This is a genomic window from Planktothrix agardhii (genome assembly GCF_904830935.1).
In the GTDB taxonomy this organism is placed as follows: Bacteria; Cyanobacteriota; Cyanobacteriia; order Cyanobacteriales; family Microcoleaceae; genus Planktothrix; species Planktothrix agardhii.
The window spans coordinates 2,223,301-2,244,132 of sequence record NZ_LR882952.1 but is presented as its reverse complement, the minus strand read 5'-3'; the positions used below and the strand labels follow the sequence as shown (position 1 = coordinate 2,244,132).

Annotated in this window: 17 protein-coding genes, 1 tRNA gene and 1 CRISPR repeat array (1 of these 19 only partly in view); of the genes, 15 read left to right on the top strand and 3 right to left on the bottom strand. The window is 39.9% G+C overall.

From position 1 onward, the window contains the following. Positions 1–132 precede the first annotated feature (132 nt). Complete coding sequence (locus tag NMG88_RS10375) at positions 133–1,662, bottom strand: phenylacetate--CoA ligase family protein (protein ID WP_254035404.1); 1,530 nt, start codon at positions 1,660–1,662, stop codon at positions 133–135. 80 nt (positions 1,663–1,742) lie between these two features. Between NMG88_RS10375 and NMG88_RS10370 the strand changes: the two genes are divergently transcribed. Continuing rightward, complete coding sequence (locus tag NMG88_RS10370) at positions 1,743–3,551, top strand: serine/threonine-protein kinase (protein ID WP_227365164.1); 1,809 nt, start codon at positions 1,743–1,745, stop codon at positions 3,549–3,551. Between the two features lie 203 nt (positions 3,552–3,754). Here NMG88_RS10370 and NMG88_RS10365 read toward each other — a convergent pair whose 3' ends face one another. Then, on the bottom strand, positions 3,755–4,486 hold the full coding sequence (locus NMG88_RS10365) for a glutamine amidotransferase-related protein (protein ID WP_042155444.1): 732 nt from the start codon (positions 4,484–4,486) through the stop codon (positions 3,755–3,757). 364 nt (positions 4,487–4,850) lie between these two features. On the opposite strand from NMG88_RS10365, the gene NMG88_RS10360 reads away from it, so the two are divergent. From NMG88_RS10360 to NMG88_RS10315, 10 genes are all read left to right on the top strand, one after another. Next, a complete protein-coding gene (locus tag NMG88_RS10360) occupies positions 4,851–5,312 on the top strand; it encodes a DUF4168 domain-containing protein (protein ID WP_227365162.1) in 462 nt (153 codons plus the stop codon). A gap of 44 nt (positions 5,313–5,356) precedes the next feature. Next, positions 5,357–5,839 (top strand): DUF4168 domain-containing protein, encoded by a 483-nt coding sequence (locus NMG88_RS10355; protein ID WP_227350985.1) that lies wholly within the window; start codon positions 5,357–5,359, stop codon positions 5,837–5,839. A 477-nt stretch (positions 5,840–6,316) separates the two neighbouring features. Then, positions 6,317–6,802, top strand: coding sequence for a KGK domain-containing protein (locus NMG88_RS10350; protein WP_254035403.1), 486 nt, complete (start codon positions 6,317–6,319; stop codon positions 6,800–6,802). A 226-nt stretch (positions 6,803–7,028) separates the two neighbouring features. After that, on the top strand, positions 7,029–7,853 hold the full coding sequence (locus tag NMG88_RS10345) for a hypothetical protein (RefSeq protein ID WP_042155452.1): 825 nt from the start codon (positions 7,029–7,031) through the stop codon (positions 7,851–7,853). A 181-nt stretch (positions 7,854–8,034) separates the two neighbouring features. Beyond that, on the top strand, positions 8,035–9,186 hold the full coding sequence (gene gshA, locus NMG88_RS10340) for a glutamate--cysteine ligase (RefSeq protein WP_042155454.1): 1,152 nt from the start codon (positions 8,035–8,037) through the stop codon (positions 9,184–9,186). A 135-nt stretch (positions 9,187–9,321) separates the two neighbouring features. Next, positions 9,322–9,783, top strand: a complete 462-nt coding sequence (locus tag NMG88_RS10335) for a tRNA (cytidine(34)-2'-O)-methyltransferase (RefSeq protein ID WP_254035402.1) — start codon at positions 9,322–9,324, stop codon at positions 9,781–9,783. Between the two features lie 544 nt (positions 9,784–10,327). Continuing rightward, a complete protein-coding gene (locus tag NMG88_RS10330; RefSeq protein ID WP_235765970.1) occupies positions 10,328–12,481 on the top strand; it encodes a LysM peptidoglycan-binding domain-containing M23 family metallopeptidase in 2,154 nt (717 codons plus the stop codon). Positions 12,482–12,659: 178 nt separating this feature from the next. Then, positions 12,660–12,732: transfer RNA gene (locus NMG88_RS10325), tRNA-Met, on the top strand. 346 nt (positions 12,733–13,078) lie between these two features. Then, the gene (locus NMG88_RS10320; RefSeq protein WP_042155459.1) at positions 13,079–13,672 is read left to right on the top strand and encodes a peroxiredoxin; all 594 of its coding nucleotides are present in this window, start codon (positions 13,079–13,081) and stop codon (positions 13,670–13,672) included. A 111-nt stretch (positions 13,673–13,783) separates the two neighbouring features. Next, complete coding sequence (locus tag NMG88_RS10315) at positions 13,784–14,341, top strand: peroxiredoxin family protein (protein ID WP_042157712.1); 558 nt, start codon at positions 13,784–13,786, stop codon at positions 14,339–14,341. Here the strand turns inward: NMG88_RS10315 and NMG88_RS10310 are convergent. Next, positions 14,322–14,954 carry a DUF4241 domain-containing protein gene (locus NMG88_RS10310; RefSeq protein ID WP_227350989.1) on the bottom strand — a complete coding sequence of 211 codons (633 nt, stop codon included), beginning with the start codon at positions 14,952–14,954 and terminating at the stop codon, positions 14,322–14,324. The two genes, NMG88_RS10315 and NMG88_RS10310, sit on opposite strands and share 20 nt — an antisense overlap. Before the next feature lie 338 nt (positions 14,955–15,292). Between NMG88_RS10310 and NMG88_RS10305 the strand changes: the two genes are divergently transcribed. The 4 genes from NMG88_RS10305 (at position 15,293) to glyS (ending at position 20,511) form a co-directional block, all read left to right on the top strand. Beyond that, the gene (locus NMG88_RS10305) at positions 15,293–16,642 is read left to right on the top strand and encodes a glycerol acyltransferase (protein ID WP_042155462.1); all 1,350 of its coding nucleotides are present in this window, start codon (positions 15,293–15,295) and stop codon (positions 16,640–16,642) included. Positions 16,643–16,690: 48 nt separating this feature from the next. Further along, positions 16,691–17,392, top strand: coding sequence for a Uma2 family endonuclease (locus NMG88_RS10300; RefSeq protein WP_227350990.1), 702 nt, complete (start codon positions 16,691–16,693; stop codon positions 17,390–17,392). A gap of 132 nt (positions 17,393–17,524) precedes the next feature. After that, entirely contained in the window at positions 17,525–18,205 is a 681-nt protein-coding gene (locus NMG88_RS10295) for a Uma2 family endonuclease (RefSeq protein ID WP_227350991.1), read from the top strand. A gap of 152 nt (positions 18,206–18,357) precedes the next feature. Beyond that, positions 18,358–20,511, top strand: coding sequence for a glycine--tRNA ligase subunit beta (glyS, locus tag NMG88_RS10290; RefSeq protein ID WP_254035401.1), 2,154 nt, complete (start codon positions 18,358–18,360; stop codon positions 20,509–20,511). Between the two features lie 269 nt (positions 20,512–20,780). Further along, positions 20,781–20,832: a CRISPR direct-repeat array (repeat unit 37 nt; unit sequence CTTTCAATTAAAATAATCCTGCTTGCGGGACTGAAAC); it runs 2,735 nt beyond the window's last position.

Genomic DNA, 20,832 nt, shown 5'->3' with positions numbered 1-20,832 from the left:
GTTGGGCTTTAGCCCATCTTCTCAAGGTTTAAAATCTCACAACATTGAATAAGGATTGATTTAAGTTAGTTGCCAATTAAAAAATTTCTGGCCCCGATATTATATAAATTGTTGATAGCCCAGGATAAATGATTAATTTCTGGTATAGCGATGTTTTACTCCCAGGGGGAAATATTCGGGATCTGCCGTTAATTTGAGGGTGATTTGAGGGGTTTGATATTCAGGGGGAACATAATTAGCAAATTCGCTATTTAAGCGCTTTAATTGCGTTAAAATAGAATGGGCGATCGCTTGTTTTTTATCCTCGGTTTCTTCAATCCCAGGTGCTAATTCTACAACCACTGATAGAAACCGATTTTGATCAGAATCCTCCAAAATAGACATCACAAATTTACCCGTCACCCAATCTTTAATTAAGGGTTGTTCTAAACCTACGGTTATATTTTCAGGATAAATATTAGCTCCAAAATAGGAAATAATAAATTGCGATCGCCCAAATATAAAAACAAATGGTAAGGGATAAATTCCCCGATCTCCTGTTTTTTGTAATTCTAAAATCGGATCAAAATCCCATTGTTTCAAAAAATTTAACATTTCTTGAAATTCAATAATTCCGCCTTGATCTGCAATATGATATCGAATTAACGGAATCCCATTATCTCCCGAAAACAATAGGGTTCCAGTGATAGAATTATCTGTTTTTTGGACTTCAAAAAATCGACTTTTAGGATCATATTGAACTAAAGTTGGTAATCGAGATTCTCCAAATAATTGTTTGGCAATTTCTGGATTTTCAGATAAAAATTGACGAATACAAATACTCAAAGGTGTTTCATTCCCTAAAACTCCCGCATCTGCTGTCCCATAAAGGCTTGCCGAATCATAATTTGGTTGAGTTGATCCCACCCTTTCCCCGACTAAACGCCGCCATTCTTCATTAAAAACTTCCCCAGCAAATACTAATTTAACTTGATATTTTGCCCATTCTATGCCTTCAGTAATTCCCGTATCAATAACATCTTTAATAAACGGAGGATAGCCTAATAAAACCACTTGCTCAAACTGTTCTCCCAATTCTCGAATTACCCGAAAAATTTCCGGTTTTTGATTTCCTGGGGTAATCACTGTAAGGGGATAACCTTTAGTGGCTAAATGACGACAACAGGCCGTTGTATAGATTCCCCCAACCCAAGTTCCCAGGGTAAAACAAATTACTGCTAAAGTTCGACGTTGATCCGCTTGAAAACTATCATAAAAAATCTGTTCAAAGCGAGTCGCAATTTGCAATTCATCACTAATAAAACGGGGCCAAAATGTTGGATTTCCGGTGGAACCTGAAGAAACTGCAATTAAATCACAGGTTTCCAATTGACCATAACGACACAATTGGGATAAGGAATATTGACGTAAATAATTTTCTTTCGTAATTAAAGGCAAAGTTTGGAAATCTTCCCAGGTTTGAATATCATCAATAGACCGATGATGAGTGGCTAAAAACTGTTGATAGGCGGGAACTTTTGTGACAACATCTTGGAATAGTTGTAAAACAGAATTCACCCCTCTATCTTCAGAGGGTTGAACTAAATTCGATAGGGGTGTAGATAAAAAGCCGTTTAAGGCGGAAATTGCCCGTTGGCGTTGTTCATCTCGGAGTTGACCCATGCTACAGTCCTGATAAATTGCTACTCTAAATTAAGACAGATTGGAACCGTTCAGTATTCATTTTTTCATCCTAACACCCCATGAGTCAATTAATTTATCCGGGTCTTGTTCTGAGAAACCATTATGCCATCGTCCGTGAGTTAGGACATGGGGGTTTTGGACGGACTTATTTAGCAAAAGATCAACATCGGTTTGATGAACTTTGTGTTTTAAAAGAATTTTCTCCCCAGGTACAAGGAAGTTTTACTTTAAAAAAATCCCAGGAATTATTTGAACGGGAAGCGGAGATTCTCTATAAATTGAAACATCCCCAAATTCCTCGATTTCGAGAGTTATTTAGAGAAACAATTGATAATAAAGGGTATTTGTTTTTTGTACAGGATTATGTTGAGGGTTTTAACTATCGAAGTTTATTGAATCAACAGTCTTTTACAGAAGCCGAAGTGATGCAATTATTATTCCAAATTTTACCTATATTAGACTATATTCATAGTTATGGCGTGATTCATCGAGATATTTCTCCTGATAATATGATTCAACGTCAATCCGATGGTTTACCCATGTTAATTGATTTTGGCGGGGTGAAATTAATTCAAGCCAAAGTAGAATCGGAATTGGCAGTACAAGGGGGTCAAAATCCCTCACCTACAAGGTTAGGAAAAGTGGGCTACGCCCCCGATGAACAAATGCGTTTGGGTATGGTTTATCCTAATAGTGATTTGTATGCTTTAGCTGCGACAATGTTAGTGTTATTAACCCGAAAAGAACCGCAACAATTAATTGATCCACAAACCTTAAATTGGAATTGGAGAAAATACACTAAATTAAATCCAAAGTTTGGGGAAATATTAGATAAAATGTTAGCCTATCGTCACGGCGATCGCTTTTTATCTGTTCAGGATGTTCTGGTAGCTCTTTCGGCTATAAATCCACCCCTCCAAACCTCTATAAATCCTACTCAACCGATCCTAAATCAGAGTCTATCCCCCCAGACTTTTCTCCCTCAAACCGGAAAAAATTCTTATATAAAAACGCCTTTATTGGTGTTTGTTTTTATCTTAACTTTGGGGGTTTTTGGATGGTTAGGAGGACGCTATGGGTTAAATCATTATGCAAATCAAGACTTAAACCAACTCGCAAAAACGGAGGAACAACGACAAGAAGCATTGCGAGAACAACGGCGTTTATTAGGAGTTGATTTTGACTTTTTTGTAAATTTAGTTAACGAAGAATTTTATAATCGCTATCCCGAACAACGGGGAAGAACTTTAACAGATAAATCCTCGGATTCAATTTGGCGAGAAAAATGGGATAAAGTTGCGGATGAATTTTTACAACGTTTAGCGAAACTCAGTGATCAATCTCGGATAAAATTAGGAAACTATAGTATTAATGATCTAGATCACTTAAAAGCACAAATGAATCAGTTACAGTTAAGTAGTCAATCCTTATATGATTTAGCGGATGCCAAATTTTTTGATCTATTTCCAGAACAATCAAGAAATGTTGATTTGGGGTTTCCTATGGGACAAGTTTGGCAAGCTATTACTAATGATGTGGTTAACAATTTAGAAGCGGGAACTGCCTGGAAACGGGTAGAATTTGCTTCTAAAAAAACTCAAAAAACCTTGAAAGATCGACTAAAACCCGGTGAAGGAAAAATCTATATTGCTCACTTGAATAAAAATCAAGTTTTACAGGTGCGTCTCAAATCTCCACAAGGATCAACTTTACTTTCAATTTATACACAAAAAGCTCAATCCTTACTAGAAGATTCACCTAAAAACCGTTGGTCAGGTCGTTTACCCGATTCTGGTGATTATCAAGTGGTTGTGGTATCTGAATCTTCCCGACCGTTTGACTATGAGTTAACCCTAGAAACTCGTTAAGGAGTTTATCATTATTGATAAGAGTATTCAAACGAACGGAAAAATTATCGGCTATCTGTCAATATTGAATATTTCTAATTGTCGAGGTTCAGGTTCTCACCCATACCAAATTCTCAAGGATATTAAATTTTATGGAAAAAATAAAAGTTGGGATTTTATATTTATTAACTCGAAGGCGCGGATTGCTATATTCCCTGTTTATTTTAATCCGAGCGTTTTTCTAGCTGTAAGCGTTGTTCCGATTGAATTGAATTAATCCAAAGCGGAATAAATGTTTTTAACCATTTTTCTCCTTGAATTCCATACAAACGATGTCTTCTTAATTGTTCTATAACAGATTGGCTTCCGGGTAAAGTTAATTGTTCCATGTCGCGTTCAATCCAACGCTGCATTAATGCCCCATTTATTTCAGGATGAAACTGAAGACCATAGGCGGTTTTTTCATAACAAAATGCTTGGTTTTCAAAGGTTTTTCCCGTGGCTAATAATACGGCTCCAGAGGGTAATTCAAACCCTTCTCGATGCCACTGATAAACATATTCCAAATCGTGAAAATAATCCTGTCCTTCTATTGTTGGAGTAATGGGAAAATAGCCAATTTCGTGAATATCTTGGGGATGGACAGATACTTTTGCCCCTAAAACTTTAGCTAATAGTTGCGCCCCTAAACAAATCCCTAAATAGGGTTTTTTCGACTCCAAAACCAAGGGAATCCAGTTTAATTCTGTGCGAATATGGGGTGAAATATTCTCATCATTGGCACTCATTGACCCCCCAAAAACAATCACCGCATCATGTTTGTCTAAATAGCCGGGTAAACTATCCCCATGACTGGGAAGGCGAATATCGAGTTGATAACCATAGGATGTTAGAATTTGTCCCAACCGTCCCGTCTCGGAAGTGGGTTGGTGAATAATAACGAGAATATGTTTCATGCGTCTGATGATTCCAATAAACTATTCAAACAAACCAGAAGTTAGTTTATAATTAAACAATAAAACACTATGGGTATTCTAGTATATTTTTCTTGGATAATTGTTGTATTTTTTAATACATTTTAGTAAATAAATACTATTAATTACTTTGAATATCAAGTTTTTCTCTGCGTAGAAGTCAAACCCTCAGTTTTTTGGAAGTCAAACTTGTTACTGGACATAGAATTCTTAGCTAAAGCGTTTTTAAATTTTGGATCAGGAACTTCTTACCCGTAAAATAATTCAATATAACTAAGCACTTTCACCTTATCCTGTGGCATCAAAACCTTTGAATATGATGGATTCTTTGCGTATCTTACGATTCATGCCTCAACACCCCCTTACCCGTGCTCTGCTACTGGGACTATTTTCTTCGGGCGCGGTTTTGTTGGGAGTTGTCCCAGATGGGTTAGTATCAACGGCTTCTGGTTTCAATACCGTTGTTCTGGCCCAACAGTCCCCAGAATTTAGTGAGGCTGAAATTCGGAATTATGCCCGTGCTGTCCTAGGAATTGAGCCCAGACGTCAGACCGCCTATAACGAAATTCAAGCAATATTCGGGGCGGGAAAATCTATTCCCGATGTGGTTTGCAGTGAAACCCAAGCTATTAATAGCCTTGATAAAGGCGTTCGAGATATTGCGGTCAATTACTGCACCCAAGCTAAATCAATTATTGAAACCAACGAGTTAACTATCACTCGTTTCAATCAAATTACCCAAAGTCAACAGGCTGACCCCGCGTTACAAAAACGGATTCAAGTTGAACTCCAGCGCCTACAAAACTGATCTGAGATTTTCTCAAAATTAACTCTATATATGATGAACCTGCTATGAAAACTACATTACTATTTCCTCAAATTCTATCGAAATCCTTAACCGTTGCGATTCTATCCGGTTGTGGTGTTTTTATGGGGTGGAGTCAAACACCCTCCCAAACTTTTCCCTCCTTAAGTTGGGGTTCGCCAGCGCGCGCTCAAGATATTTTTAACTATAGTGAAGAAACGATTATAAATTATGCTAAGGCGGCTTTAGCGTTAGAATCCCGACGTCATGAAGTAGCCAATGAAATTAAAAAAATTGTTGGAGATGTTCCCCGAATTATTTGTGACCAACCCACCAGTTTTAATGCCTTACCCGGGAACGCGCCTCAATTAGCAGTTAGTTACTGTGACCAAGCAAAACGAATTATTGAATCAAAGGGATTAACAATTTCTCAGTTCAATGATATGACCCGTCATCAACAAAATGATCCCCGTTTTAGACAACGAATTCAAGCGGAAATTTTAAAATTATTACAATCAGGCACAAACTAATAGTTGTTGCGCTTGAGCGCATCCAGAGGGGCTAAAGCCCAACAACGAAACCTTTTATTCTGTTGTTGCGCTTGAGCGCATCCAGAGGGGCTAAAGCCCAACAACGAACTTTTTATTCTGTTGTTGCGCTTCAGCGCACCAAGAGGGGGCTAAAGCCCAACAACGAACTTTTTATTCTGTTGTTGCGCTTGAGCGCATCCAGAGGGGCTAAAGCCCAACAACGAAACTTTTTATTCTGTTGTTGCGCTTGAGCGCATCAAGAGGGGGCTAAAGCCCAACAACGAACTTTTTATTCTGTTGTTGCGCTTGAGCGCATCCAGAGGGGCTAAAGCCCAACAACGAACTTTTTATTTTGTTGTTGCGCTTCAGCGCACCAAGAAGGGCTAAAGCCCAACAACGATTTTTTTTAAGATTAATTATAGATACCTACTTACATTAAAATAGAGGATATCTATAATAATTTCAAGGATTAAATCAATGACGGAATCGTTTATTAAGTTGGAACAGGATGACGATATTGTGATGTTGGATAAAGATACATTTACAGTATCGAGGTTGAAAGAGTTGATGACTGAGAATATGAGACATAGACTTTTCTATGAACCTGATAGTAGATCACCTTTAACTTCTAGGTTATGCCAAGATTTAAAAATAACAGATAAATCAATACAACTGAAATTAAATGAAATTAGATTAGTATTTCCGCCTCAAGGAATCGACTGTCAGTTACTCAAATCAAATTCTGGACAGTGGATTTCAGGTAAAATCAGATTTAAAGTTGATGTAAATAGTTCTTATAAACAACAAGGAAATAGTTATTATCAACAACAAATAGTAAATACCGAATTAGAATTTGCTGCTGATGAAATAATATCTAACGAAGAAGAAGAACAGAACAATATTAATTATGATAACAGTTTAGATAAAATTAGAGCAGAATTAAACCAAATGAACACTCTTTAATTATAGGGTTTAGGTTTTCCCACAGTATTTAAGCTTGAGTTTGGAGACCAAACCCCTACGGTAAATATTAAACGTTTTCCAGATTATAGACAGATTTCGGGCTAGGATACCCCCACCGTATAAACTCTTGAGTATGTCAATGAAATTCAGTCGCAGACAAACAAAAACCTCTCAAATCCTTTAAAATCAGGTAAAATTTATTCAGTGTGCCGAAGGGGATGAGATCATGGATATTGAATTCAACGATGAAGCAGAAATAGATGTTTTTGGGTTGATGAAACATAACGTGATGTTTGAGAAACTTCCCCCAGAAGTAAAACAGTGGGCAGAAAGTTTACCCTGGAATCAACGTCGTTATGTTCTCTCTCTGTGCTATATTCTATGTGCATCTTCCCCCGAAAAACAAGCAGAATTTTTAGATGAATATACCGCCGATGGTTTAATGGCGAAGATGTTGGAGGATATTGATACCTTGCAAAGAGTTAAACAATATCTCAGTGCTTTTCAAATAAAAGCCCCCCTAAACGAATCAGTTTTACGCGGGTATATTAGACAGTTTTATATTCATTCAGCCCAGGATGCTCGGTGTCAACCTAGTCAATATTTAGAGTCAGCTTTAAAATTAGCATTAAGCCCAAAAGACAAAGATAATGTTTTTAATTATATTATCGGATTTGAAATGATTAAACTCCTATTTCAAATGAGTTGGGTACAACATGAACGACTCTCTCGCCTACAAACTAATCAAGATTATTTTATTAAAAATTATCTCAAACCGATTCAACACGCCCATAAAGTGAATGGAATTATTGTTCCTAAAGATGAACGGGTATTTTTTGCTAAACGGGATTATTATGTACAGAAACCCGAAATAAAATCAAGAAAATTAATTGAATTAGTTATGGCAACCTTTACCACTAGCCAAGTGATTGCTTGTGGATTCTCCCTCACCCGTCATAGTCGAGCCTTCGATTTTGATTATGACTATATTTTTAACTACAATGAACCCGATAGCATTTTTCCTTGGGGTTCAGAATCCGTGATAGGATAGAGAATAGGAATTATTTTCTAATAACCCAGATTCAATTATTAGCAAACAGTTGATCAACTCTTTTCTAATAACTCTTACCCCGATAACTTGTACGGGCAGGTTGGTGTGAGATATTTGTTAATCACCTAAATCTCGATGAACCCGCCCCCACAACTGATAACAGATTACTGATAACTGTACTATGCTTTTATCCAAAGGTTTTGAAGTAGAAATGTATACCGGAACTCCCCAAGGTGACGTGGTGGGACTGTCCGATAAAATTGTAGCGGATTTAGAGGGATTTGTCCGCGAACCCGATAGTCGCAATGTCGAGTACACCACCGCCCCCCTGTGTAATTATGATCGGTTATTGTGTGCCTTAGTTCGACCTCGGCGGGAACTCCGAAAATATTTACAAAAGTTGGGGGACTATACTATCATCCCAGGAAGTACCCTACCCCTGGGCGGTACGGAGAAATTTTATCGCTCCGATCCCCAAAATCCCTATCATGATTATATTGAACAAACCTATGGTACGGATGTAGTTACTGCCAGTATTCATATTAATGTGGGTATTGCTGATCTCGAACAGTTAATGCGGGCAATTCGTTTGGTGCGGGTTGAAGCTCCTTTATATTTAGCGATGAGTGCTTCCTCTCCCTTTTTGGGCGGCAAAGTCACCGGATATCATTCCACCCGTTGGCATTTATTCCCCAAAACCCCAGCTTTTGTCCCCTTGTTTGAAAGCCATCGCCATTTTATCGACTGGACAGAAACCCAACTCCAACAAAAAACCATGCAGAATGTTCGTCACCTGTGGTCATCGGTACGACCCAATGGCGATCGCCGTCCCTATAATTTAAACCGCCTAGAACTCAGAATTTGTGATTTGATGGTCAACCCCATCGCCCTGTTAGCGATCACAGCGTTATTAGAAGCTCGGATCTGGCAAATGTTAGAGAATCCTGACCTTGATCCATTGCAACTCAGTCAACTTCCTGAAAATAGCCGGGCCCAGGATTTAGTCGAAATTTCAGATCAAAATGAAATTCTCGCAGCCCACCATAGTTTAGACGCCCAACTGCGGCATTGGAAAGATGGCAGCCTAATTTCCGTTAGAGATTGGATTGAACAAATTTATGCAGAAGTTTGGCCAATTGCCAAAAAACACGGGTTTAGTTGCTTTCTGTCTCCGGTGAAAAAGCTACTGCGAGAAGGGTCTACCGCCCAACAATGGTTACGACTGTCGGAACAGGGCCACGATCCTCGCTTGATTATTCAACAGGCCATTCAGGAGATGGCAACCCAGGAACAAGAGTTTGAAGATCAAATTTGTCAACCCCTGATCGCCTGAAAATTGGCCAATTTTTAGATGAGAATATCTTATCAATAAATTTCTTTACAAAGTATAAAGAAAAACTATAGATTTATTACTCATCAACCGGGTTGATCCGACCCAAAAGCCCTTGTTTCCTGGTCTAATTACCTCATGCCCCACGTTGTCTTAGTTCAGCCACAAATCCCTCCCAATACCGGAAATATCGCCCGTACCTGTGCAGCAACCTGTACCGAATTACATTTAGTCGGGCCATTGGGGTTTGAAATTAGCGATCGCTACCTCAAACGAGCCGGATTAGATTATTGGCCCTACGTTAAGCTCACCCACCACCCGGATTTCTCCAGCTTTCAAAACCATCATCAACAACGGGGTGGCCGTTTGCTGGGGTTTAGTACCAAAGGGGCTTCTAACTATGTCCAGTTCCAGTTTCAAGATTCCGACTGGTTGCTCTTTGGCAGTGAAACCACCGGACTTTCGGCCGATGTATTGGAGACTTGCACCGCAACAATATATATTCCCATGGCTGAAGCCGGAGTGAGAAGTTTGAATCTCTCCGTGAGTGTTGCCATCAGTTTATTTGAGGTACGCCGCCAACTCGGTTATTTGGGGTGAATTCCATCCCTCAAACCCTGATATTGTGTTAATCCCAAAAACCACCCCAATCTGATAACTTTTTTTTATAAGTGACCGGATTCAATTGTCCCCCGACAGTGATAGATTTTATTCATCTAAACGGGGTATTTTTTCCTATCACAAAAAAGCCATAACCCTTAACTGGCTTTGATTTAAAGCTCTTAATTGTCTATTTTGATCGATCTTGTCATCTGATCCCCAGAAATTAACAGCCCCAGATCAGGTGTTGTATTTTTGGTAGGAACTGGTGTAAATTCTCATCTGAACTCTGGTGACAGAATTCACTCATATTTAAACATCCTCGGCCCTCAAGGGTTATTGTTTATCTATCCTTAATTTTCAGGGTTCGCATTTCAATCTAACTTTGGCTTTTGTTGCCGAAATTGAAAAATCAAGGTAATCTGACTTAATCAAGATTATCCTCAGTGATTTCAGTCAATAATTAATGTGATTAATTTCACTGATATGAATTTCTTGAGCGGTTCGAGGACAGTCAGCACGCTTCTCCATAGGAGGTCGTTCTTTGAAAGGAACAGTTCCAAATCATGATCAACCTGTTGTTATGCCTAATTTAGATTTCAATTTAGATCAGACTGCAACAGGCCAGACCAAACAACAGGTCGCACACCCTGGCAGTCGTAAGGTTTATACCTCTTTCGCATTTCTCGGTTTGGCCGTCGCTTCGGGCATCCTTATGCCCAAAACGAACGATCGAGTCATGGCAACTGAGTTATCCGATCCTGAGTCCAATCCGGCGATGCAGTCTCCTGCACCGATGGCAGTATCCTCCCCGACGGTGGAAAATTCAACCGGACAAACATCCCAACCCGATTGGCAGCCATCTCTATTGCGGAGCCTTTCCAGTCTGAATACAGATGAGAAAGTGACAAATAACCGGAGTCAATCTACGGATTTAGGGTTAAACAAACCAGATAAGACTAGCGTAGAAGCATTTTCTACACCAGAGTCTCGGCCGAGTGTTAACTCGGAATCGTTACCTGAATCAGCTACGCTGTCGGAATCCAACCCCGGATTCAATCAGCAAATTCCTCTTTCTGGGGGTGAAACCTCGGCTACTCAGGAAATACTAAGTCCATCGGTGGGGAATTCGGGATCTCCTGCTCACTCCAATCAGCCGTGGGAGTCCACCAATAGGGTTTCTAACTCGGTTCATTTTAATTCTTTAGATACCATCTCCCAAGGGCTATCTGGAGCTTTTGTGATTCCGAATGATGAGCGCGACCCAACCATCTCGGAAGTTTATCAGGTAGGTTCGGGTGATACGTTAGCTCGAATTGCTAAACTGCATAATGTTTCTGTTGATGCCATTATTAAGGCAAATCAGCTAACTGATCCTAATGTTCTGAGTCTCAATCAGAGTCTAAAAATCCCTAAGCAACTGGCGAGTAGTTTTTCTAATAGTCCGGCCTCTCTAGCCACGAATTCATGGCAAGACCCTCAGATTCGTCCAGATGCTGACCCCTCTCCACAACAAGCTTCTGCCGCAACAGACTTGCGCCTTTTAAGAGGGAGATTACCTCAATCTGTGCTTCCGGCAGTTCTTCCCTCAGAATATAGAAGTGATGATTCAGCCGTTGCCGATCTTCCAGGAGAAGATATAGCTGATCTGAGTTCGATTCCGACCCATAGCACTTTAAATCAAATCTCGCTGAACCAACTGGCGAACCGTGCTATGAATGATGGGGTCGATGCTTCTACTCCCATAGCAACCGCAGCCGTGGCGATTCCGGTTGATTCAAAATTTTCTTCCTTGTCCGAACAGTTGGCGGTTCAAGAGGTTTCTGTTAGCAAATCAGAAGCCGTTAATAAATTGTACAGCGATCGCCTGAGATCTGAAGTAGAACGACTGCGCGAGGAATATAAGGTTCAGAGTGGCTATCAGTTGACCAGCGTATCCCTAGAACCAAATGAACAGCCCAAGGCTGAAGTTTTGACCTCTAAGGGAATGGCTTCCTTACATCGTCAAAAACTGATTAATCCTGAGTTTAATCCTCAAGCCTATGCTCCTGAAAAGGCTAGTCAAGCCGAACAGAACTTGGCTTCGGAACAGTTAGCTCAATTGTCTCCCAATGGCGTGACATCTCCGGCTGCCCAACTCCAGCCCGCATCAAGACGTTCGGTAGTGGCTACTGCCCCCGTTGGTTCTAGGGCTTATGATCCTTTAAGCAATCCGGCTTTGGGTCAGATGGTTTCCCCGCAGTTACCCCCTCTCTCTGGGCCAGATGTTTATTTACCGAGTGGGTCGATGCGCTTTAATGGCTATATTTGGCCATCATCGGGTGTTCTGAGCTCCGGCTATGGCTGGCGCTGGGGACGGATGCACCGGGGAATTGATATTGCTGGGCCGATTGGAACTCCAATTGTCGCTGCTGCCCCTGGGGTTGTTAGCTATGCGGGATGGAATGATGGTGGCTATGGCAATTTAGTCGAAATTGAACATCCCGACGGCAGTTTAACGGTTTACGCCCATAACGATCGCATCCTGGTCAGCGAAGGCCAAAAAGTGGCTCAAGGAGATCAAATCTCGGAAATGGGAACCACCGGCCGCAGCACCGGGCCCCATTTGCACTTTGAAATCCATCCTAATGGCCAAGGTGCAGTTAACCCGATGGCTGTCCTACCCCCAGAAAGTTCTACGGTATCCCAAAATTATTAGGGTGTTGAGGCATTGAGGTGTTGAAGGTTGGATAGTAGCGAGGAAAGAGCAAGGGTACTTTTTATTCCCTCCCCTGCTCTCCGCTCTCCCCCTCCCCTACCCCCTGAAAAAAAGATTAAACAGGGGGTTGATATCTGGGAAAGGTTTGTGTTATATTGTTTAATCGTGAATAAACTAAGGCTCAGTAGCTCAGTGGTTAGAGCAGGGGACTCATAAGCCCAAGGTCGCAGGTTCAAATCCCGCTTGAGCCATTTGAAACTATAGCGGTTCTTAATTATATGACGTACAAAAAATACCCCCCTAGCCCCCCGTGCAAAGGAGAGGAACCAGAAAAGCCCCCTTTCTAATGGGGTTGGGGGTAGAGTTGTTGTACCTCACCAGACCGAGAAACGCTATAATATATTAACCCTTAATTTTGTGGTTTGGGGTCAGAGTGCGTAGCACTATACTTGTTTTTTTCTAAGTCTTGTTTAACTGTACTCATTTCGACTATGATGTATTTGTAACAAATCGTAAAATAGCAAAACAATTGGGATCAAAGTTATCCTAATTTTCTGCAACGAAACTATACTATCGTCAGTTTAAGGAGTATTATTCATGGCTGAGAGCCTGCGTGTTGGCCAAGTCGCCCCGGATTTTAAAGCAACGGCCGTTGTTGACCAAGAATTTAAAGACATCTCACTATCCGACTATCGGGGTAAGTATGTGGTTCTATTTTTCTACCCCTTAGACTTTACCTTTGTTTGTCCGACTGAAATTACGGCTTTTAGCGATCGCGCTGAAGAATTCAGCAAACTCAATACTCAAATTCTTGGGGTTTCCGTCGATAGCGCCTTTTCTCACCTAGCTTGGATTCAATCCGATCGCAAATCCGGTGGTGTGGGCGACCTGAAATATCCTCTGGTGGCTGACCTGAAAAAAGAAATCAGCACCGCTTATAACGTGCTTGATCCTGAAGCCGGAATTGCCTTGCGCGGTCTGTTCATCATTGACAAAGAAGGGGTGATTCAACACGCCACGATCAATAACCTCGCCTTTGGTCGTAACGTGGATGAGACTCTGCGGACACTGCAAGCGCTTCAATATGTTCAAGCTCACCCCGATGAAGTTTGTCCTGCGGGTTGGCAACCTGGTGACAAGACCATGATCCCCGATCCCGTCAAGTCTAAAGAATTCTTTGCGGCGGTCTAAGATTAAGTTTTAGACAAGATTTAAGAACCCGTCTTTACAATGTGAGGGCGGGTTTCGTTGATTTTTGTAAGATTGTTTTAAACTAGGATGAGTAATAAACAAGGAACTATTATGCTGACTTCTAACGATTTTACGGGTTTAATTAATCGTCGATTTTGGAATAACTTTTTTCCGATCCCCGCCACTAGCAATTTACAGTTAGGATTGAAAACCCCCGATTTTCAATTACCCGATATTACCAATGGTCAATTAGTGCGGTTATCTCAATTTCGAGGCGATCGCCCGGTAATTTTAGCCTTTACCCGGATTTTCACCGAAAAACAATATTGTCCCTGGTGTTATCCCCATGTTAGAGCGCTGAATGAAAATTATGAAGCATTTGTGCAAAGGGGAATAGAAGTTTTACTGATTACCAGTACCGATGAACGCCAAAGTAAAATTGTAGTCAAAGACCTCGGCTTAAAAATGCCATTACTGAGTAATCCAAGCTGTGGAGTTTTCCAAATATATCAAGTAGGACAAGCCCTAGGTGCGCCCTTACCCGGGCAGTTTGTCTTAGATAAAAAAGGCATCTTGAAATATAAACATTTGTTTTCTTTTTTTGATTACAATGCTAGTGTTAAAACCCTCTTAGAAGTGGTCGATCCCCTCACGAGTCCAAAAGCCTAAAATCCGTGACTAAACAGACTATATTTCCCTGGGAATCATAACCCCAATAGGAGGAATAATAACCCTCCCCCCAACCGGAATGAAAAGCAATAATATTCAATCCGGTTGATTCATCCAAACAGAAATTTGTCCAATCCCAGGTATCAACATAGGTCTGATCTAAAGCTTGATCCAAATGATTATAATAATTTTCAAACTCAGTATCGGAAAGGAAAGATAAGCGTTTGATCACTTCCCCATCAATAAAACATCCTGTCCCAGAAGTGACGGGATAACCCGATTCTTGATCCCCGGTAAAAGATACCGCCAATTCCCATTTCACCGCAGGTTGATCCCGAATTACTAACATCCCATAGGCGACTCTTTGTTCTTTTTGGTGATCAAATGTGGCGATACTTAGTTTCACCGGATAACGACCCGCAGCTAGAGTTTGAGTCAAACACAGATCAGAATTAGGGACAACCAAAGGATCACAAACGGCAATTTTTCCAGAGGTTAAAACGATTTCACCCAGAGTATGGACGGAATAGGTAACTTGATCGCTATGCTGATCAAGGGTAGTTTGAAAACAATAACCATTTTGAAATGCCTGATTTAAGTCGGTGGGATTCATCCTTTCTACCTGCCTTCTAAGTGAAAACTTGATGATTTATCTTTTTAAAGCAAACCGTTTTTAGAGCTAAAGTTTGGTTGTCATTGTAACGAATTGTGGTTAAATTTTATAACTTGACAGAACAATTCAAGGGTTCTATGATAAGTCTTTTTACTTAATTTAGGGTCGGGAATTATCAAAAAATCTAGGATTGATGTCCCTGCAAACCCAAACTAGAATAGAGGTTTGATCAGAAATCCCTGGAATCAAATATTACAACAAAATCCTGACGAATTGCTATAATAATTGCTTGAGTTCAATCCGCTTTAATACTTATTGAATTTCCTCAAACCTAATTTATGGCTAATCTAATTAAAAATATACAACCCACCCTAGATTTTATCCCTCCTAATTTTAATTCTTTGGTGCGACAAGTTTGCCAATGGGGAATGCCCTTTTGGATGAAATGGAAAACGCCATTAGTTGAAATTAAGGTAGAACAAATTGAACGATTAGTTAATCTTTATCAACAATTTCAAAGTGGAAAAGTCAGATTTTTATTGGCTTTTCGTCATCCTAATACGGATGATCCCTATTGTATCAGTCAATTATTATGGCGATTTGTTCCTGAAACTGCAAAACAACAGAAAATTGTCTTATCTAATCCAATTCATGCCCATTTTATGTATGATCGAGGGATTCCTTTATGGGCAGGAAACTTGGTTTCTTGGTTATTCCCAAAATTAGGAGGAACACCGATTTTAAGGGGGAAAGTTGATCGTTTAGGATTACGATCAGCCAGGGATTTATTTATTAATGGTCAATTTCCTTTGGCCGCCGCACCAGAAGGGGCAACTAATGGGCATAATCAAAATATTAGTCCCTTAGAACCTGGAGTTTCTCAATTAGGATTTTGGTGTGTTGAAGACTTAAAAAAAGCTGAACGATCGGAAGAAGTTTATTTGGTTCCCATTGGTATACAGTATTTTTATATTCAAGATAATTGGGGAGATTTAGAAAAATTAATTGCCCAATTAGAAAGGGATTGTAACTTACCTCAATCTAGCCAGGATTTAACTGTTTCTTCCCTCTATAGCCGTTTAATTCGATTAGGAAATCATTTATTAGATATTATGGAAAATTTTTATCGCCAATTCTATTATCGCAGTATTCCCCAGGATGAAACCATTGATTTTCCAAATCGAATTAAACGATTATTAGATATTGCCTTAACCGTGGCTGAAGAATATTTTAATCTCAAACCGACAGGAGATTTAAGTAGTCGTTGTCGTCGTTTAGAACAAGCAGGATGGGATTGTATTTATCGCTATGATCTCAAGGCTAATGATACCTGGTCTGCGGTAGAATTAGGATTAGCAGATTGGGTGGCAACCGAAGCTAGTTTGCGAATGTGGAATATGAGATTAGTGGAAAGTTTTGTGGGGGTAACAGGCAGTTATATTAAAGAAAATCCTACCTTTGATCGTTTTGCCGAAACCACTTTAATTGTTTGGTCAATGGTAACTAGGTTAAAGGGAGAAAACCCATTAAAACGTCCCCATTTAGGGAAAAAACGCGCTAAATTAACCATTGGTGAACCCATTTCTGTGACTCAAAAATGGTCAGATTATCAAACAAACCGTCGTCAAGCTGTTGCTAATTTAACTCAGGATTTACAGGACGCTTTAGAACAGATGATTGAGCATTGAAAATTTGATATAATAAATTAACCCAACCTCAAATGAGGAGGAGAAAAAATGTCAATAACCGCAGAACAATTAGAGGCATTAATGCCTGATGGTACTCAAGTTGAAAGTGAATATATAGAAATGGAAAGTACGTTACACTATCTCCAGTTGGCGTTGTTAGTTTCTTGTTTAGATTGGTTATGGAAAGATAGAACAGATTATTTTATTGGGGGAAATTTAACCATCTATTTTAGTCGTCAACAACTGAGAAATCGAGACTTTCGCGGGCCAGATTTTTTCTTGGTAAGAAATACTTCTAAACGTCCGAGAAAATCCTGGGTAGTTTGGGAAGAAGAAGGGAAACATCCCGATTTAATTATCGAACTTCTTTCCAACTCAACGGCGGAAACCGATAAAACCACTAAAAAGAGTTTATATCAAGATCAATTTAGAACCCAGGAATATTTCTGGTTTTCTCCCGATGATTTAGAACTAACAGGTTTTAAATTAATTGGACAGGAATATCAAGTAATTATTCCTAATCAACAAGGATTATTAGCAAGTGAAGTCTTAGGATTATTCCTGGGAATTTATCAGGAGAAACTCCGATATTTTACCCCAGAAGGTGATCTCGTTCCGACCCCTGAAGAAGCGGCATTACAAGCAGAAAATCGGGCTAATGAAGCAGAAAATCGGGCTAATGAAGCACAGAATCGGGCCAAACGTTTAGCCGAACAATTAAGGTCTTTGGGAATAGAACCGATAGAATAAAGATATTTCCAAACATATTGTAGAAAGATGCGCCTTGGCACGTCTCTACTCTAGGGTTTAAAAACATAGCTGAATTAACCCATTTTACAACTTTTATTCATCGGTTAAGATTAAAATTAAACCAGGAAAAAAATGTCAATTACAGCAGAACAATTCGAGGCATTAATGCCCGATTGTACTCAAGTTGAAAGTGAGTATATAGAAATGGAAAGTATGTTACATTATCTCCAGTTAGCCTTATTAGTATCTTGTTTAGATTGGTTATGGAGAGACAGAACAGATTATTTTATTGGGGCAAATTTAACCATCTATTTTAGTCGTCAACAACTGAGAAATCGAGACTTTCGCGGGCCGAATTTTTTCTTGGTGAGAAATACTTCTAAACGTCCGAGAAAATCTTGGGTAGTTTGGGAAGAAGAAGGGAAATATCCCGATTTAATTATTGAACTTCTTTCTAACTCAACGGCGGAAACCGATAAAACTACGAAAAAGAATTTATATCAAAATCCATTTAGAACCCAAGAATATTTCTGGTTTTCTCCCGATGATTTAGAACTAACAGGTTTTAAATTAGTCGGAAATGAATATCAAGGAATTATTCCTAATCAACAAGGATTATTAGCAAGTGAAGTCTTAGGATTATTCCTGGGAATTTATCAGGAGAAACTCCGATATTTTACCTCAGAAGGTGATCTCGTTCCGACCCCTGAAGAAGCGGCATTACAAGCAGAAAATCGGGCTAATGAAGCAGAAAATCGGGCTGAACGTTTAGCCGAACAATTACAATCTTTAGGCATCGAACCCATAGAATAAAGATATTTCCAAAAATCTTGTAGACAGACGCGCCGTGGCACGTCTCTACAGGGGGGTGAGAAACATCAACCCTTGAGAAATGACCCCCTAACCTGCTATGGTGATTATTTGTCACCTTAATTTTCTTAGTAACATCCTTTATAAAATTTCTTATGGTTAGTTTTTTACTCGAAGTTGGAACAGAAGAATTACCAGCCACCTTTGTTGAAACCGCCATTCAACAGTGGAAACAGAAAATTCCTGCTAGTCTCAAAGAACAGTTTTTAAGCGTTGAGTCGGTTCAAGTTTGGGGAACACCGCGACGGTTAGCGGTATTAATTGAAGGACTTCCTAGTCAACAACCCGACCGCGAAGAAGAAATAAAAGGCCCTCCGGCGTCTACGGCTTTTAAAGATGGAAAACCGACTCCGGCGGCGGAAGGATTTATTAAAAAACAGGGCATAACCTTAGAAGATTTAGAAATTCGTCCTACTTCTAAAGGGGATTTTGTATTTGTTTTAAAGAAAATTCCGGGGAGATTAACGGCGGAAATTTTAGCCGAATTAACATCAGAATGGATTACAAAATTAGAAGGGAAACGGTTTATGCGTTGGGGGGATGGAGATTTAAAATTTCCCCGGCCAATTCGTTGGTTAATTGCATTATTAGATAATCAGGTTTTACCTGTCACCTTAGTTAGCGGTTCAGAAGTTGTTAAAAGCGATCGCATTTCCCACGGACATCGAGTTTTGCATCCTGAAAATATCTCTATTTCCCATTCTAAAACCTACGCTGAATCTCTGAAAAAAGCCTTTGTTCAAGTTGACCCACAGGAACGAATTCAGACTATTCAAAAAGAAGTTAAAATCGCGGCTAATATTGTGGGAGGTGAGGCTGAAATTCCCGAAGATTTATTAGCAGAAGTGGTTAATTTAGTCGAATGGCCGACGGCCGTTGTTGGAACCTTCGATCAGGATTTTTTAGATTTACCCGCAGAGGTGATTAAAACCGTCATGGTGACGCATCAACGGTATTTTCCGATATTAACAATAGAAACCCAAAATTCATCGCCTTTAAAGCCCTATTTTGTTACAATTTCTAATGGAGATCCGGCTAAATCCAATTTAATTGCGGCGGGAAATGAAAGGGTAATTCGGGCGAGGTTAGCCGATGGACAATTTTTCTATAAATCCGATTTGAAAACGCCTTTAGAAAGCTATTTACCCGCCTTAGAAGCGGTGACTTTTCAAGAGGATTTAGGTTCGGTTCGGGATAAAGTGAATCGGATTGGTAAAATTGCTAATTGGATTAGTGAACAACTTAATATAATTGAATCTGACCGCAGTTTAATTCAACGGGCTGCATTATTATGTAAAGCCGATTTAGTTACCCAAATGGTCTATGAATTTCCCGAATTACAAGGGATCATGGGGGAAAAATATGCAATAGAAGGAGGAGAACCCGCAGAGGTAGCAAGGGCAATTTTTGAACATTATTTACCCCGGAATGCTACGGATAATTTACCCCAAACTTTAGTCGGTCAAGTGGTAGGTTTGGCGGATAAACTAGATACTTTAGTTAGTATTTTTGGCTTGGGAATGTTACCCACGGGTTCCTCCGATCCCTTTGCTTTGCGTCGGGCGGCGAATGCGGTAGTTAATATTATTTGGGCGGCGGATTTACCCCTGAATTTATATCAACTTCTGAAACAAATTTCGGCGGATTTTGTTAATAGTTTTCCGAATGCGATTTTAGGGTTAAATCATGAATTATATGATTTTTTCCTGCAACGGATTAGAACTTTATTACAGGATGAAAAAGCCATTGATTATGATTTGGTGAATGCGGTTTTAGGAGAGAATGATCTGGAATATCAAGAACGGGCGTTACAGGATTTGTTAGATGTCCGAGATCGGGCTTTATTCCTCCAAACTATTCGTCAAGATGGCAGTTTAAACCAAATTTATGAAACCGTAAATCGTTCGACTCGTTTGGCGAAACAAGGGGATTTAAACACTCTGGAATTGCAACCGGAAATGACAGTTAATCCTGAGTTATTTCAAAAGTCTTCAGAACGGCAATTCTATCAGGCTTTAGTACAGTTAGTGCCTCAAACCCAAGCCTCTCAAGCCACCAGAAATTATCGTCAATTGGTGGAAGCCTTAGCAGAAATTACCCCAACGGTGAGCAGCTTTTTTGATGGCCCAGAAAGTGTTTTAGTGATGGATGATGATCCCAATATTCAACGTAATCGTTTGAATTTATTGGGATTATTAAGAAATCATGCCCGGGTTTTGGCGGATTTTGGGGCTATCGTTAAAAGTTAAGGGTTAGGGGCGATCGCAATATCATAGAATATTCCCCTTGACAAGCGGCGGGTTTCGGTTTATGATTATTTTCGTGAACCTAAGCGGGGGCGAAAACCTGGGGGGTTCACGAAAAACCTTAGAACCTTGACAAATTAACAGTTTATATTTTTGAGTCCGGTTATTTATTGACAATCTGTTGCAATAACGAAGCCTGAAATGAGGCATTTTTTGAGGTTCACGAAAATGGGCTTCAGAATGACCGCCCCATAAGGGTTTCAGACGGCAGACTTTCAATTAAAATAATCCTGCTTGCGGGACTGAAACAATTATTGAATCAAA